The organism is Brevibacterium sediminis, assembly GCF_024895295.1.
GTDB classification, from domain to species: Bacteria; Actinomycetota; Actinomycetes; order Actinomycetales; family Brevibacteriaceae; genus Brevibacterium; species Brevibacterium sediminis.
The window spans coordinates 193,326-208,814 of sequence record NZ_JAHQRN010000001.1 but is presented as its reverse complement, the minus strand read 5'-3'; the positions used below and the strand labels follow the sequence as shown (position 1 = coordinate 208,814).

The window sequence follows — 15,489 nt, the reverse complement described above, 5'->3', positions numbered from 1 at the left end:
GGTTCGTGAGACCTCAGCCGAGCCGGATATCCCGGTAGGCCACACCTGCCGGAGCGGGCGCCGGGACGACCGTGGAGATTCCGTCCTCGGTGGTCACGACGAGGGTCGCATGCACCCCATCGGCCTGTGAGCCCGAGGCTTGGGATCCTTTGAGGACGAGTGCGCGCACCGACTCCTCGGAGACGTCGCTCGGATTGAGCACGGTGGTTCCCGTCGGGTTGAGGTCGATCGATTGAGGATCGGTAAGCGTTCCGTCGTCGAGCATTCCCTGCACCTGCACATGTCCCTGACCGGGCGAGAGGTTCAGGGAGGACTCACCGGTGCGAGGAAGCGCCAGAATCTGGGTCTCGGCGAGGGAGTCGGTCGACGGGATGCTGCCGAAGTCGGCGGCACCCTTCTCACCGTCTTTGCCGATGAAGGCTCCGGCCTGGACGCGCTGAGAGGATTCGACGACGAGGCTCGTGGCGTCGAGATCCCCGAGATCGGCCTCGGCGACACCGCGGCCGACAACGGTCATCGAGGAACGGGGAATGTCGATCTCTCCAGCCGGCCCGTACGCCTTCAGGGATACCTCGGCGAGGTCACTGCTCGGGTTCGCGACCCGGACTCGCACATCCTTGCCGCTGAGCCCGGTGAGCACCTGCTGGCGATCGGCCCCTGCCCCACCGGCCGCGAGGTCGATGCCCTGCGGTTTGAGTCCGTCGAGGACGGTCTCCTGGACGGAACCGGCCAGGACTCCGCCGTCGACGGTGACGTCGACGGCAAGGGCCTCTGCCCCTCCAGCCAGCCCGCCCAGCGGGACGGCACGCTGCTGACCGGCCTTGATGCTGAGTTCGGTCGGTTCGGCGGATTCGCCGCCCGGGGTCATGAGCGCAACCTTCGCCTGGACGGGAACGTCTCCAGGATTGCTCAGCAGCAGCTGCGAGTTCGAGCCGGTGGCTCCGGATCCGGCGACGATCCGGAAGCTGCTCGATGCCTGGGCGCAGGTGAGGGTGGCGAGGCCCGTGAGGTCACCGGAGCTGCCTTCGACGGTTTCGAGGCCGGTTGTCAGGGCTGGAGCCCCGGGGCGGGCGAAACCGGTGACGAGCTTCGTCGAGTCGATGCTGTCGTCTCCGGAGACGAAGCCCTGGCCGGAGGGATTGTCGAAGTCGATCGAACCGCCGAGATCGGCGACCTGGAGACGGGCCGAGGAGGTCGATCCGTCTGCGGCTCCGATCGGTGCGGAGGCGGAGACGACACGGGTCGAGACCTTCGAGTCGTCGACGAATTCGGCATCGGTGCCTTCGGCTTCTCCGGCAGTGAGCAGGGGGCCGGGACAGACGACGCGGGTGTCCGCGGTGGGCATGCGCACCTGTTCCGGACTGCGGTCCAGCGTGCCGGGCGTCAGCGGGGTGAGGAACGAGGTCATGGCCACGAGCACCCCGGGCACGGCGATGGCCGTGAAGGTGACGATGCTGCGCTGGTGCTTCATGCCTGCTGCTCCTCACGACCGGTCTTCCGCGTCACATTCCCCGCCCGGCCGAAGGGGATGGCGACGATGAGGCTGAGCAGTCCGAGCACCCATCCGACGATGACGCCGATCGGGTAGAGGGGTGAGTTCAGCGAGATCTCGACCGTTCCTCCGGCTGCGGGGAGGTCGAATTCGCTTGCCCATGCCTCTTCGCCGGGCTTCGGCTGCGGCAGCGGCTCACCGTCGATGCTCGCGGTGATGCCGTGCGCTGCATCGGCGATGGTCAAGGTGCGACCCTCCTGACCGGCCGGAACCGTCGCGGTGGTGCCTTTCATCGCCGCCGTTGACACCTTCCCTTCGGCATCGCGGATGAGGAAACGGCCGCTGTAGGGTTTGTCGACGCGCCACAGCTGCCCGGACGAGGTGGGCCCGACCGGAAGGAGCCCCTCGGAGACGGATACCGAGTTGGTCAGGCTGCCGGCATCGGGGCCGACGAGGACGAAATCGACTCCGAGTTCGCGGAGGATGCTGCCGAGGTCACCGGCGTCATCGGCCGAGAGCGCGGACGCGGCCTGAGCCACGAGCACCTGGTCGGAGGTGATCGGCAGCGGGCGGCGCTGCCACGGCCACCCTCCTACGGTTTCCGCCGAGGTCACCGTCGATGTGCCCAGCACCGTGCCGTCGGCAGAGGCGATGAGGGTGGCCAGAACCTCTCCGTCGACATTGTCCAGGCGGAGAGTGCGCGCTTGGGTCTCCCCCGCTGCGCGGTCAGCGGCCAGTGCGGGGACGTTGCTGTCGGAGGTCGCGGTGACCGCTTCGGGCGAGGATGTGGCCCGTCCGGCGCCGATGGCGATGAGCCCGATGGCCGCTACTGTCACGAGCCCGACAAGGCCGCGCATCGGCAGCCGGCCGGACGCCGCGGAGACTCCCTTGGCCGCACTCTTCGCAGAGGACGAACCGGTGTCTCGGTTGCGCCCGGGGCGGCGACCCACGGTGCGGTCGGCGCCGAGGGACAGCAGCAGGATCGACCCCAGGCTGACCAGGGTCAGTCCCGCTGCAGGGTATGAGGCGATGAGGTGGAACGGTCCCGTCTCCGCCGGCAGGTGCACCTGGATCGCAGCGAGGATGAGACCGCCGACGTAGAGTCCGACCGCCCAGGTCAGGCGAGAGAGTTCGAGCCGGGCTTCGATGAGGGTGAAGAAGGCCAGGATGAGCATCGGCAGCATCAGGACCGGCGCCCAGAGTTCGAGGGCGCCGGCAGAGACCCCGCCGAAGCCGAGATCGGAGATCAGCTTCATCAGCCAGGACATGTCGAGCGGAGCAGGGAACCCGACGGCAAGCAGATAAGTCGGCACGGACTCGGTGGCCGTGGTCTGTCCGGGCATCGTGAGAAGAGTTCCCGGCTCGCGGACGACGGCCCACAGCCACGGCCAGCCCAGGAACACGGTCGGGGCGAGCAGCCACAGATGGCGCAGGCCGCGTCCTGCCACGAGAAGCACCGCGGTGCCGAGGACCGTGACCAATAGGAGCAGTGGAATGCCCGCGGTGATGACGAACAGCAGCAGGCCGCTGCCCGCTGCCGCGGCGATCGATCCGTTCCTCAGGCTGCGGCGCAGAGTCAGCACCGCCAGCGGGGCACAGATCCAGACGAGGATCACGCCGAGGCGACCGTCCGACAGTGCGGCCGTGAACAGCGGAGACGCGATCCACAGCAGGGCGGCGAAGCCGCGCACCCATCGCCGTGCCAGTACGCTCCCCGCTCCCGCGTAAGCGGTGATGGCGGCCAGGATCGGCGCGGCCAACAGCAGGGAGCGGACCATGACATCGACATGGCCGAAGAAGAGGAGGGAGAGCACACCGAGGACAAGGTGGTAGGGGTCGGCCGGCACCGCCGCACCGGTCGAGACGTCGAGGTGACGTCCGAGGAGACGGTCGACGATCTCGCCGAAGCCGATGTCGGTCGAACCCAGGGCGCCGCCGTTGAGGTGGCCGGGACCGAAGAGTCGGAAGCTGATGACCCCGCTCATCACCACGGCGGCGAGGATCACATAGGTCAGGGGTGCACGCAGCAGACTGGAACCGCCGGAGATCTCCAGTCGGGAGAAGGAGTCGATGGCCTCTTCGGTGTCGCCGACCGGGTTGAGTTCGGCATCGGCGTCGGGGCCGCCGGTGGGAACCTCCGCCGGACGAGAGTCATCGCTCTCACCGCTCATCGTCCGGCGTTGAACGGCGAGTTCTTCGTCATCGGCGTAGAGCGCGGCGACATGTCCGGTGTTCGATCGTCTGGCCACACGGTTGCGACGGGCGTTGGCACGTCTCAGCGGGGCGGTGGTCGACACATCTGCGGGAAGGCCGATGAGCGCACCGAGGTGCCACCCGGCAGGACGGAAGTTATTCGACAGCAGCCCGCCGATGACTCGGCCGAGGTGGCCGAGAGCAAGGAGACAGAACAGCGAGACCAGCCCCTGACCGGCGAGGCTGAGACGGTAGCGCTGCTCCGTCCGGATCTGGGACTTCGACCTCGGCGGGTGGGGCGAGGAGCCGAGCCGGGCAGCGGACGCGGCGGAGATCTCCATCCGCGCTCGCGGGGCCAGCAGCACGCGGGCGCCGAGGTCGCGAAGACGACGGGAGTATTCGAGACCGGAATAGGCGGGACCGAGCACACGGGAGGGTGCCCCGATGCGCTCGAGTTCGGTGGTGGCCATGAGCAGGCCCGGCAGGTCGAGACCCAGAGTTTCGATCTGACTGTCGCGCTGGCCCTGGTCGATCTCCCCGGAGCCGACGGGGTTGAAACGCTCCCCCGCCGAGGTGGTGCTCACTCCGGCGGAGACGATGTGGCCGGAGCAGATGAGCTTCGGTCCGACGGCGGCGATGGATTCCGTCTCCCCGATGGCGTCGAGCAGCTCATCGAGGCAGTCTGGTTCGGGACGGGAGTCAGGGGTGAGGAACCACAGGAAATCCGACTCCGCGATCTCCGGCATCTCACCGGCTTCGCGGACCGTCCGCCCCCCGAGATCCACCACGGGGATCTCGGGGTAGTGCGGACGAAGAGCTGTTTCGAGCTCGACCTTGCTGGCATCGTCGCCGGAGACGACGACGATGGTGACGGCTTGACTCACACGACCTTTTTCTTGAGCCGGCGGCGTTCGCGTTCGGACATTCCGCCCCAGATGCCGAAGCGCTCATCGTTGGCGAGAGCATATTCGAGGCATTCGGAACGGACGTCGCAGGAGGCGCAGACCCGCTTGGCTTCACGAGTCGATCCGCCCTTCTCCGGGAAGAACGCCTCGGGGTCGGTCTGAGCGCAGAGGGCCTGGTCCTGCCAGGACAGTTCACCGTCGTCTGCGGCTCCCAGCAGCAGGGACAGCGGAGAGACGGCGGAATTGTCCGGCGGCAGCGGCGTCAGATCACTCGGATCGACGGCCAGCGGATCCGGCAGCGTCTCGGGTGTACGTGCTCCCGGTTCGATGAACCAGTCTTCGGCACGGCGGGAGGTGACTCCCGGTGCGGCGGTGAAGTCTTCTCTCTCCCGCCATTCTCTCTGTGCACTTTGCACGGTTTTCCCCTTTCTCACGCTCGAGCAGGTCCAGTACCGTGACTGAGGCGATCAGTCCGATGTACGGTCGAATCCTGAAGGATCCCTGCTCGGCGCGTTCCCCTTAGGTATAAATTACACGCGTGTCATTACCGCCCCGTCAAGCCCTTATGGAGTATCGAGACACCCCGTGAGACGCTATTCGAACATGCGTTCACATGCACACGCGCCCAGAACCCCATATATAGGTCACGGCCCGGCCATAGGGCACAACCTGTGGGATTCGCCTGAGCAAACCTGGAGAATTTAGAAAGTGGGCACCCACAATGGGATTATGGAGAGATGAGAGTGGAATCACCGGTGGCCTGGCATGAATGACCGTCTGCTCACCGTCTACGCGCCTCCCGTCGAGGAAGAGATCGCGTCGGGCTCCGACCTCTCCGCGATCCTCATCAACGCCCTCCGGCGCAACCGCATCGACCTCAAGGACGGCGATATCCTCGTCGTCGCCTCGAAAGTCGTCTCCAAGGCCGAGGGACGCCTGCGTACGGTCTCAGATCGTGCCGAGTTCGAAGAACTCGTCGCGGAGACCGGCACCCACTTGGTCGCTGAACGCTCCTATCGCTCCGGCACCACCGTGCAGATCGTGCGCACCCCGGCGGGCACCGTTCAGGCCGCAGCGGGACTCGACCAGTCGAACTCCGGCGGTGCCGTCATCCTCCATCCACTCGACAGCGACCGGTCCGCCGACGGCCTGCGCCGACGGGTCGAGCAGGCCTTCGAGGTGCGTATCGGTCTGGTCATCTCGGATACGAGTTCACGGCCGTGGCGGGTCGGGGTCGGCGATATTGCCATCGGCCTGTCCGGCTTCTCCGGTCTCGACGACCAGCGCGGTCGCCCCGACGACGACGGGCGCGTCCAGACCGTGACGGTACGCGCGATCGCCGATGAGATCGCAGCGGCCGCCGACTTGGTCAAGGGCTCCTCCCGCGGACTGCCCATGGCGTTGGTCCGCGGAGCCGGCGGATACCTCGACAACGGCCGCGAAGGCGCCCGTGCACTCTCCCGCGACCTCGGCGAGGACTGGTTCCGACACGGCCATGTCGAAGCCATTCAGCGCGGCCTGGGAGTCACCGACCTGCCCGGCAGCGCCCCTGCCGGCGACAACAGCGACGACATCCTCGAAAGGGTGTCTCGAGCGATCCGCGTCGTCCGCGCCGGGCAGTCGCGGACTCCCGGCCATGCAGCCTGGCGGATGCGGATCGAGGGGTCGGGATCGCGGATCTCGCTCAGCCCCTCTGACTCACCGGCGACCGCCCAATCGGGCGGCCCGCCCCTGCTCGAGGCGATGGTCGGGCTCGGATCTCTCGTCGAACGCCTCCATACAGCCCTCTTCGCCGAGGATCTCAGCGCCTCCACGCGCTATCACTGGGTCGATGGTGAGCTCGGGGCCTTCCCCCGCGGGGTGACGATCGACATCGGCCTCATCGTTCACTGACCCTCCCGACAGACTGCATTCGGAACACAATCATGGAAGCGGATATGGATCTCTCAGTCATCGCGCGCACCGGCGGGCCCGTCCTCATCTGGCGCGGGCCCGATTTCGATCGACTCGACCTCACCGGCCCGGTCGTCTCGAACTGGGTGAATAAGGGAGTCGGCCTCTTCGGCGACTACGACCTCGGACCGGACTTCACTCTCTTCGCTCCTCTGCCGGAGGGGCTGCACTGGCGCGAACTCGTCGCTGTCCTCAGTGTCCTGCTGGCAGGGGGCCGCGTCGTCATCGCGCACGAGGCACCGGACGAGGACTTCATGGCCTTCGTCCCCTTCGGCCACGAGGATGATGACCAGGTGGCCGACGCCGACGAGGTCTTCGTCTTCAATCCCCCGGCCCTGGCGCTGAGCACCCCGGTCGATACCGACTTCATCGACGTCAATTCCGCCATCCGCGCCTACCCCGATGTCACAGCGCGTCGCCTCGACGCTTCGGGAATCCTCGAAGTGGACGGTCAGATCATCGACTGGACGAGTTCCGAATCGACCGACGCTGCCCGCCCGCAGGGACTGCTCGCCTCGAACTCGACCCCGCTGCCGAGCGAGTGGCCGCGCTTTCTGCAGCACCTCCTCGGCGGTGGTGAGGTCCTGCTCACCAGCAGAGTCGACGATGCTCGCATCACGGACCTGGCCGCCGGGCTGGGAGTGGTCCATGGCACACTGGGCACATGGACAAAGTAGTTGATACCCCCGCAGCAGCGGTGGCCGACATTGCAGATGGATCATCGATCGCCGTGGGCGGCTTCGGTGTCGTGGGCGTGCCCGAATTCCTCATTCGGGCCCTCCAGGACCAGGGAGCCAAAGACCTCGAGGTGATCTCCAACAACGCCGGCGTCGACGGCCGCGGACTGGGCATTCTGCTCGCCGACGGACGACTCCGCCGCATCATCGCCTCGTATGTCGGCGAGAACAAGGAATTCGCCCGTCAGTACCTCTCCGGTGAACTCGAGGTCGAACTCACCCCGCAGGGCACCCTGGCGGAGAAGCTGCGTGCAGGAGGAGCCGGCATCCCTGGTTTCTACACCATCACCGGCGCCCGGACGCAGGTCGCCGAGGGCGGCATGCCCTGGAAGTACGACGCGGACGGCAACGTCGTCAAGGAATCTCCGGCCAAGGAGACGAAGGTCTTCGACACCTTCGGAGAAGAGAAGGAATACGTCCTCGAGAAGTCCCTGGCTCCCGACTACGCACTTGTGCGTGCCGCGATCGGTGACCGGCACGGCAACCTCGTCTTCCACTCCTCGGCGCGGAACTTCAATCCCCCGGCCGCACAGTCGGCTCGCATCACCATCGCCGAGGTCGAAAAGCTCGTCGAACCCGGCGAGATCGATCCGGACATGGTCCACGTGCCTGGCGTCTTCGTCCACCGCGTGGTGCCGCTGACGCCCGAACAGGTGGCGGACAAGCCCATCGAGAAGCGCACCGTACGAGAAGCCTGAGGAGACACAGAAATGTCATTGACACGCAATCAGATGGCGGCCCGTGCCGCCCAGGAACTCGAAGACGGCAGCTACGTCAACCTCGGCATCGGCATGCCGACCCTGGTGCCCAATTTTCTGCCCGAGGGTGTCCACCTCGTGCTCCAGTCGGAGAACGGCCTGCTCGGCGTCGGCCCGTACCCGACCGAGGATGAGATCGACCCCGACCTCATCAACGCGGGCAAAGAGATCGTCACGATGAACCCGGGCGCCGCGTACTTCGACTCTGCGGCGAGCTTCGGGATGATCCGCGGCGGCAAGATCAACGCCGCGATCCTCGGCGCCATGCAGGTAGCCACGAACGGAGACATCGCGAACTGGATGATCCCGGGCAAGATGGTCAAGGGCATGGGCGGCGCGATGGACCTCGTGCACGGTGCCCAGCGCGTCATCGTCATCATGGACCACGTCGCCAAGGACGGTTCGCACAAGCTGTTGAAGTCGTGCGAGCTGCCGCTGACAGGAAAGGGCGTCGTCGAGCGCATCATCACGGATATCGCCGTACTCGACGTCAGCGGTGACACGTTCACCCTCGTCGAACTCGCCCCGGGCGTGACCGTCGACGAAGTCAAGGAGAAGACAGGCGCCGAGGTGAACGTCCCCGAGGACGTCCCCACCATCGAGGTCGCCGCCTAAGTTCCAGGTGACCGGCCCGGGCCTCACGCGTGCAGTGTCCGAACGAGGACACTTGGTGATCGAACAGTGGTCACGTTCGGATGCTCTCTCTGATCGCTCAGAAGCATCCGAACGTGACCACTGTTCTGTGTTCTGCTGCCAGCGCACCGCAGTCTTGACCACCCACGCGCTGGCGTCGACCGCCGCCGAACACCGGATTCGTCCGTCAGGACCGTCGGACGTTGCTCGACACCGTCGGAAACGCAGATTGTTGGGTCGATCCACGGTGGTTACGTTGAAGAAATCACCGCGGATCGACCCAACAATTCCGCAGGGGCCCTGCACACCGGTTCGCAGGGGTGAGTAAGCATTCGCTGGGGCGAGTTGAGCAGACGAGCTCAGCCGCCGGTGGTGGCGGACAGCGCGCGCTCAGCGGCCGGCAGCTCCGGAATTCAGTCCGGTGGTCGCTACGAACACATCGCCGTGGCCATCGGCCGTCACCGTCGGTTCGTTGGCCGCGATGAAGGCGCTCTGCCCACGTTCGAGGGTGAGCGTCGAGCCGAGCGAGCTGAGTGTGACAGTTCCCGCAGTGCACAGCACAATCGCCGCACCGCGCCGTTCCACCGTCGTCGTGCGCGGGCACCGCAGTGCCTGCAGAGCGAAGTCATCGGTGGGTCCCAGCAGCATTCCCGAGTGATCGGGTTCGACCATCCGGGGTGCACCGGCGTGGAAGTCCGTGATCTTCGACAGCTGTTCGATGTCGACGTGCTTCGAGGTCAGCCCGCCGCGCACGACGTTGTCGCTCGAGGCCATGATCTCTATGCCTGTGCCGAAGAGGTAGGCATGCAGCACTCCGGCGTCCATGGTCAGCGCTTCTCCCGGCTGCAGGTGAACTCGGTTGAGCATGAGTCCGACCAGCGCGCCGGGGTCATGGGGATAGTCGGTGACCAGCTCGCAGAATGTCTGCGCCGGGTCGACCGCGCTGCCTGACCGGCTGATGTGTCCGACCGGCAGTTCGTCGATCCCATGGGCGGCGACCTCGTCGACGAGCCCGGGCGTCCGCGGATCGCTGAGGATGATTTCAACGGCGCGTGACAGCGCCTTGGATTCGCTGAAAGACTTCAGCGCTGCGATGATCGCTCCGAGCACGTCCAAGGACGGCGGAGTCAGCGGCTGGGAGAGCATCCGTTCGAACGTGGCTCGCACGGCCTTGCGCGGGCGGAACCCCGTGAGCGCGTGGAAGTCGGTGAGCGCGTAGATGAGCTCCGGTTTCGCCGAGGCGTCCTTGAAGTTCCGGTCGGGAGCGTCCAGCGCCGGTCCGGCCGCTTCCTCGGCGGCGAATCCGGCCCGGGCCTGTTCGCGATTCGGGTGCACCTGGATCGACAGGGCCTTGCTCGCCGAGAGCACCTTGAGCAGGAACGGCAGTCGCGCTCCGAAGGACTCGAGGGAGTCGTGGCCGAGCAGACCTTCAGGGTCCCCCGCCAGGTACTCGATGAGGTTGGGTCCGAGCCGAGGCTCGGCCTCCGTCGCCACGCCGCCCGTCGGCTGCTGCCCGCCGAGGCGGTTCTGCCGTTCCAGCGGAGCCTGGGACGGCGTGTGCCCGACGTCGAGTCGAGAGGGGCTGACCGGGTGGGCTCCGAGCCAGAGTTCCGCGCAGGGGGTGCCGTCCGGGACTGTGCCGAGGATCGCGGGAATCGCGTCGGTGCTGCCCCATTCGAACTTCTTGACCGTATTGTGCAGACGATGCACTGCGGGCCCCCTTTTGACAGGATCGATTTGGATTCACATCCGGTGATTTCCGGTTGTGCTCAGTCCAGCCTAGCCCCGCTGTCGTGGCCGGGGTCGGCACTTCACTGACTGTTCAGCCGAAGTCACAATCTATTCACCGCTTGTCACCTGCGCAGATACATATCGACCGGTCACTGCCGCAACCGGAATCGTCCGGGAAACCAGACAGTGCCCCGAGGGAGATCCACAATGGGTTCGTCCTCGGGGCACTGGCCGGCAGGCGCTGTACGCCCTGTCCTCGATGCCTGGTGTCAGCCGACTACGCGGATGACCTTGGCTCCACGGTTCAGCATCCAGCTGTAACTGCGCTTCGTGGTGTTCGTCCGCGTCGAGCCGGCATCGTACATCTGGCCCTTGGTCTCGGAGATGATTCCGATATGACCGGGGATCCAGATCAGGTCGCCGGCCTTGGCGTCCTTGAGCGAGATCTCCTTGCCGGCGTAACGCTGCTGACTGGTTGTGCGCGGCAGCTTGATGCCGTTCTTGCCATAGACGTACTGGGTGTAGCCCGAGCAGTCCCAACCGGACTTCGGCGAGGTCCCGCCCCAGACGTACTTGACGCCGAGGTTGGCCTTCGCATCCTTGATGATGGACGCACGCTGGGCCGCGATCTTCTCGGCCTTGGACGGCTTGTCCTTCTTCTTGTCGTCGTCCTTCTTCTTGTCGTCGTCCTTCTTCTTATCGTCCTTGGACTTGTCGTCCTTCTTGGAATCATCCTTGGACTTATCGTCCTTCGAGTCCTTGTCGTCTGCAGAACCTTCCCCGGAGTCTGCAGGCGACTTGTCATCGGTGGAATCGTCTCCCGGCGGCGTCGTGCCGCCCGGAGCATTGTCGTCGCTGACTCCGCCGGCGATCGAACCCTTGGGAGAGAACTCGGTGGTTCCGTAGCCTTCGGCCCAGACCAGACGTGCGCCTTCGAAGAGCTGCTCACCGCGGCCCTTCTTGTAGACCACGTCCGACTTGGGGTAACCGAGGTGACCCTTGACGGTCCCCTTGTCACCCCAGTACTTCATGATGGTGCCGGAGGTGTAGTGGGCGCCGGTGTTCTTCGACCAGTAGAACGAGCCCTTTTCGAAGCGCTGTGCGACGCCCCCGCCCTTGAGGCCGCCCTTCTCCGCAGAGGTGGGCAGCCCCAAGTCGGTGACTGCATTGCCCTTGTACGCCGAAGCGATCGCTCCGGACAGGTGGTAGGCACCGGTCTTCTTGGACCAGTAGACAGTGCCCTTCTCGAACTTCTGTGCCTTGGCGCCAGAAACGCCCTTGACGTCGTATTCCTTGCCGAGAGCCTTGCCGAGCTTGTTCTTCTCGGCGTACTTCTCGATCGAGGTCTTCGCCTTCGGCTTCTCGGTCTTCTTGTCGTCGTCCTTGGACTTGTCGTCGTCCTTGCTGTCGCTGGGCTGTTCGCCGGTCTTCAGGATCGAATTGACCGTCGAACGCATCTCACCCAGCTTGGCGTAGAAGGCGTCACCCGGGCAGTCGGTCTGCCCCAGATCGCGGTGGCCGACCAGGTTCGACTTCGTCGCTTTGGAGATTCCGTTGATCGAGAACTTCCAGGCGATCGCCGAGGCGACGGCATCGCGTGTCTTCTTCGGCGGGGCCGCGCTGTTGTAGGTACCCAGCACGGAGATGCCGAAGGTTCCGGTGTTGTGTCCGGCGACGTGAGCGCCGATGACGGCCTTCGAGACGTCACCGCCGCGAGCCTGCCAGAGGCGGCCGTACTTGTCTGCGACGACGTTGTATCCGATGTCGTTCCAGCCGCGGCCCTGCTGGTGGTAGGCCTGGATACCGCGGATGATTCCGGGAACATCGGCAGCCGAGTAGCTGTTCGAACCGGAGGTGTGGTGAACGACGGCCTGCTTGATGCCGCTGGCGTAATCGGGGCTGCCGCGGTAGGCCTTGGCACCCCACGAGCTGCGCGAGCCGATCTTCGGCTTCGACACCTTCTTCGCCACGGTGTCCACCGTCGACGATCCGGGTACGTAGTTCTGGTTGGTCACCGTAGCGCCGGCGGCCGCATCGACGTTCTCTGCGGATGCCGCCTCGGCGTCGGTCGAGTCCTCGGTCGACTGCTCCGGCGCGGTTTCAGCACCGGCAGAGTCGCCGCTGACCTGATCGTCGAGCTCGACGGGATCGTTCTCGGCGACGGCCTGAGCGTCGCCGGCGTCCCGCTTCGGATCGACGAGGACGAGTTCGGCCTCGCTCGGCGCGGAGTCACCGAGGATGCGCATCTGCACAGCGGAAGCGTTCGACACCGTCATCGGCTCCGAACCCTTGTTCTGGGCTTCTTCCTGCTGCTCTTCGTCCAGGGTGTCCCAATTGCCCCATTCCGAACCCTGCTTGGTGCGGACCTGGATGCGGATATTGGACTTCGACTCGGAGAAGGTGAAGCCGACAAGGCTCGGGTTGTTCGCGGGAACGTCGAGGACATCGGAGATGAGCGCGATGTTCACTCCGTCTTCGGTCTTCTGACGGACCGAACCGGAGATGTCGTCTTCGCCCTCGGCCTTCGACTCGTCGGACGAATCCTTCGCGTCCTCGTCCTCGGACTTCGGGGTCTCGGTCTCTGCGCCCTCGGCAGGAGCCTGCTCGGTCTCGGACGGCGCCGATCCCTCGGACGGCGCGGCGTCGTCGCCCCCGGAGGTCAGTCCGGCGGAGACGTTGTTGACCGAAGCCGCAGATGCCGACGCCGAAGCGTTGACGATATCGGGCACCTTGGCCGAGGCCAGTGCAGTCTGCGACTTGAAGATATTCGGCAGATTGCTCGTGGCGCTCTGGTTGGCGGCAGTGGCGGTGGAATCACTGGAATCGCGGGCACCGGGGACGTTGAGTCCCTCTTTGCTGACGTTCAGCGCCTCTTTGGACACATCAGGCGTCGTCGTGGCTGCGGAAGCCGACGGTGCCGTGACCGCTAAGGTGCCGACCAGCGCAATAGAAGCGCAGCCCGCAACAGTGGGCAATAGATATTTCATCGTTACAGCCTTTTCGAGGAAGACAGGGAAGTTCAGGCCTCGAGGTCCCCTTCACCGTTGGCAGAACGGTGGGCAACCCCAACATCTCAAAATTGTTACACATTTTCGGCGTGTCAGACTAGCCACAGAGCAGAATATTCTAATTACACGAGTGTGGTTCCCAGTATTGACAAGGGACACACCGAGCAAAAGATTTTCCCGGAATCGTCATGGGATCGACCGATTCGGTCATTGGTCTCATCACGACCGACCTCACAGCAGCGCCTCACGGCACGTAGCAGATCGCCTTTGCGTCGGCTTCTTCGCCGTTGTCAGCTGAGGTGTCGCCGGCACCCTGTGCCAGCAGCTGCGGCCCTGAACCGGAGTTCGGATCGAGTCCCGCATCGACTCCGGCAGCGGCTGACAGGTCGCTTCCGGGAACCGAGAACGCGCCTTTGTCCTCTTCGGAGGACTTCGACGACTCCTCGATCTTATCGGCTACCAGCTGATGTGCCACATCGAAGTCGGGCTGTGACGGAGTGATACGCGGCGGGGTGAGGTCGACGGATTCGATCTTCTGCGACTTCACCTTGAGCGCGAGGTCGACGAACGAGTCCACCTGAGACGAGGGGATATCAGTCGACACGGCCCCCGGAGTGGCTTTCGCAATCGACTGGTAGCGGGTGAGCACGGTGGCCGGGTCGAGCTGTTTGACCATCGCCGTCTGCACGCAGCGCTGGCGGACCATCCGCTCGTAGTCGCTGGAGAACTCTCGGGAGCGGGCGAACCACAGCGCATGGAAGCCGTCGAGCTTCTGTTTGCCCGGTTCGATCCATCCCTTGACCGGCCCATGCTCGCCAGTGGTCGGATCGACCTTCGACGAGATCGGCACTCGCTTGCCGGAGACGAGGGTGATTCCGCCGAGGGAGTCGATGAGGTTTTCGAATCCCTTGAGATTGATCATCGCGTAGTACTGGACCTCGAGTCCGGTGGCGCCCGAAACGGCGTCCATCGTCGCCTGCTCGCCGGCAGTCTTCGGGTCCTCGAACTCATCCTTGTGCTGTTCGCCCTGCTGGAAGACGGCATTGAGCAGACATTCGTCCCCGCAGTTGTATCCCTGCGGGTAGTGCTTGTGCAACGGCGAGTCGTCCGGGAACGGCACGTTCTCCATATTGCGAGGCAGGCCGATGATGACGGTTTTGCCGGTCTTCGCATCGATCGAGACCAGCGACAGCGAGTCCGGTCGGATTCCTGTCCGCCCTTTTCCGGCGTCCGAACCCAGCAGCAGGATGTTGTATCGGCCGTCGACGGGTTTGAGTGCCTTGCCCGAGGCGAACAGGTCGCTCATCAGTCCGCGCTGCGAGTTGAGAATCGTCGTCCCCCAAGCCAAGGGGCCCACGACGATGAGCAGGAGGGCACAGAAGGCCGCCACGAAGCGTTTGCGGGCCCTTCGGGAGATCGTGACGATCCGGATGCGCCGCAGGGTGTCGAACAGGCACACCGCCCAGTTGATCGCGATGACGGGCACCCAGATGGTCAGAAAGGTGAGGATGAAGGGGTTCGTGCCGATGGTGAAGAGGAACGTCCGGCTGATGAGGACGATCACACCGGCGATCAGAGCAAGGATCCAGCTGATGGCGGTGATCGACAGAGAGATCTTCGCCCAGCGGCGGTGGCCGAAGAGCAGCTGCACTCCCCCGGGCACGAGAGCCGTGACGAGCAGCAGAAGCCACGCCCGCACATCACGCGTCGGCTGCGAAGCATACGACGGGTGGCGGATCGGGTCCACATATCTCGTTTCGGCCACTGACTTCCCTTCGCTTCGGGCTCTGCTCACGGACGGCTTCCGACATCGACGTCCGCGGGTGGCCTCGCACTGGTCGCATCGCCCCAGCGGATGTCCACAGCAGACAACTGTGCCAAAGACACTTCAGAGTCCACTGTGTTCACCTATTGTGTCGCGTGAGAACCATCGATTCCCGCACATCCGCGCCGCGCATGTCGGATTCGTCGCGTGTGCGATTCTTCACAGACAGGAGAACGGGCGCTGCAGGCTCCCCGTCCGGGGAATCCGCAGCGCCCGTTCGACACGGACCGGCCGACGCCGAGCGGCCTTGACCA

At 65.1% G+C, this 15,489-nt stretch carries 10 protein-coding genes; 4 read left to right on the top strand and 6 right to left on the bottom strand.

Annotated elements, in window-relative coordinates; translation table 11 throughout:
- Nucleotides 1-13: 13 nt before the first annotated feature.
- The 3 genes from KTJ89_RS00895 to KTJ89_RS19230 are packed head-to-tail and all read right to left on the bottom strand — an operon-like array spanning nucleotide 14 to nucleotide 5,006.
- Nucleotides 14-1,471 (bottom strand): DUF5719 family protein, encoded by a 1,458-nt coding sequence (locus KTJ89_RS00895; protein ID WP_259356621.1) that lies wholly within the window; start codon nucleotides 1,469-1,471, stop codon nucleotides 14-16.
- On the bottom strand, nucleotides 1,468-4,569 hold the full coding sequence (locus KTJ89_RS00890) for a glycosyltransferase family protein (RefSeq protein ID WP_259356620.1): 3,102 nt from the start codon (nucleotides 4,567-4,569) through the stop codon (nucleotides 1,468-1,470). Before KTJ89_RS00890 ends, KTJ89_RS00895 begins: the two co-directional genes overlap by 4 nt.
- Nucleotides 4,566-5,006, bottom strand: coding sequence for a WhiB family transcriptional regulator (locus tag KTJ89_RS19230; protein WP_276330045.1), 441 nt, complete (start codon nucleotides 5,004-5,006; stop codon nucleotides 4,566-4,568). Before KTJ89_RS19230 ends, KTJ89_RS00890 begins: the two co-directional genes overlap by 4 nt.
- Nucleotides 5,007-5,355: 349 nt before the next feature.
- Here KTJ89_RS19230 and KTJ89_RS00880 point away from each other — a divergent pair, with 349 nt between their 5' ends.
- Genes KTJ89_RS00880 through KTJ89_RS00865 form a run of 4 tightly spaced genes read left to right on the top strand, consistent with a single transcriptional unit; the run spans nucleotide 5,356 to nucleotide 8,653 of the window.
- The gene (locus KTJ89_RS00880; protein WP_139907465.1) at nucleotides 5,356-6,483 is read left to right on the top strand and encodes a coenzyme F420-0:L-glutamate ligase; all 1,128 of its coding nucleotides are present in this window, start codon (nucleotides 5,356-5,358) and stop codon (nucleotides 6,481-6,483) included.
- Between the two features lie 44 nt (nucleotides 6,484-6,527).
- Nucleotides 6,528-7,220, top strand: coding sequence for a hypothetical protein (locus KTJ89_RS00875; RefSeq protein WP_139907464.1), 693 nt, complete (start codon nucleotides 6,528-6,530; stop codon nucleotides 7,218-7,220).
- Nucleotides 7,208-7,978 (top strand): CoA transferase subunit A, encoded by a 771-nt coding sequence (locus KTJ89_RS00870; RefSeq protein WP_259356619.1) that lies wholly within the window; start codon nucleotides 7,208-7,210, stop codon nucleotides 7,976-7,978. The genes KTJ89_RS00875 and KTJ89_RS00870 overlap by 13 nt, the downstream gene beginning before the upstream one ends.
- 12 nt (nucleotides 7,979-7,990) lie before the next feature.
- Nucleotides 7,991-8,653, top strand: a complete 663-nt coding sequence (locus KTJ89_RS00865; RefSeq protein ID WP_259356618.1) for a 3-oxoacid CoA-transferase subunit B — start codon at nucleotides 7,991-7,993, stop codon at nucleotides 8,651-8,653.
- 408 nt (nucleotides 8,654-9,061) lie between these two features.
- On the opposite strand, the gene manA is transcribed toward KTJ89_RS00865, so the two are convergent.
- The 3 genes from manA to KTJ89_RS00850 all read right to left on the bottom strand — a co-directional run bounded on the left by manA (nucleotide 9,062) and on the right by KTJ89_RS00850 (nucleotide 15,175).
- Nucleotides 9,062-10,381: a mannose-6-phosphate isomerase, class I gene (manA, locus tag KTJ89_RS00860; RefSeq protein WP_139907462.1), complete on the bottom strand. Its 1,320-nt coding sequence runs from the start codon at nucleotides 10,379-10,381 to the stop codon at nucleotides 9,062-9,064.
- A 290-nt stretch (nucleotides 10,382-10,671) separates the two neighbouring features.
- A complete protein-coding gene (locus KTJ89_RS00855; protein WP_259356617.1) occupies nucleotides 10,672-13,389 on the bottom strand; it encodes an NlpC/P60 family protein in 2,718 nt (905 codons plus the stop codon).
- Nucleotides 13,390-13,654: 265 nt separating this feature from the next.
- Nucleotides 13,655-15,175, bottom strand: coding sequence for an LCP family protein (locus KTJ89_RS00850; RefSeq protein WP_139907461.1), 1,521 nt, complete (start codon nucleotides 15,173-15,175; stop codon nucleotides 13,655-13,657).
- Between the last annotated feature and the right edge of the window lie 314 nt (nucleotides 15,176-15,489).

Coding starts and splice junctions, on each gene's coding strand:
- KTJ89_RS00895 (WP_259356621.1), bottom strand. CDS start 1,471: ATGAAGCACCAGCGCAGCATCGTCACCTTCACGGCCATCGCCGTGCCC.
- KTJ89_RS00870 (WP_259356619.1), top strand. CDS start 7,208: ATGGACAAAGTAGTTGATACCCCCGCAGCAGCGGTGGCCGACATTGCA.
- KTJ89_RS00875 (WP_139907464.1), top strand. CDS start 6,528: ATGGATCTCTCAGTCATCGCGCGCACCGGCGGGCCCGTCCTCATCTGG.
- KTJ89_RS00855 (WP_259356617.1), bottom strand. CDS start 13,389: ATGAAATATCTATTGCCCACTGTTGCGGGCTGCGCTTCTATTGCGCTG.
- KTJ89_RS00865 (WP_259356618.1), top strand. CDS start 7,991: ATGTCATTGACACGCAATCAGATGGCGGCCCGTGCCGCCCAGGAACTC.
- KTJ89_RS00880 (WP_139907465.1), top strand. CDS start 5,356: ATGAATGACCGTCTGCTCACCGTCTACGCGCCTCCCGTCGAGGAAGAG.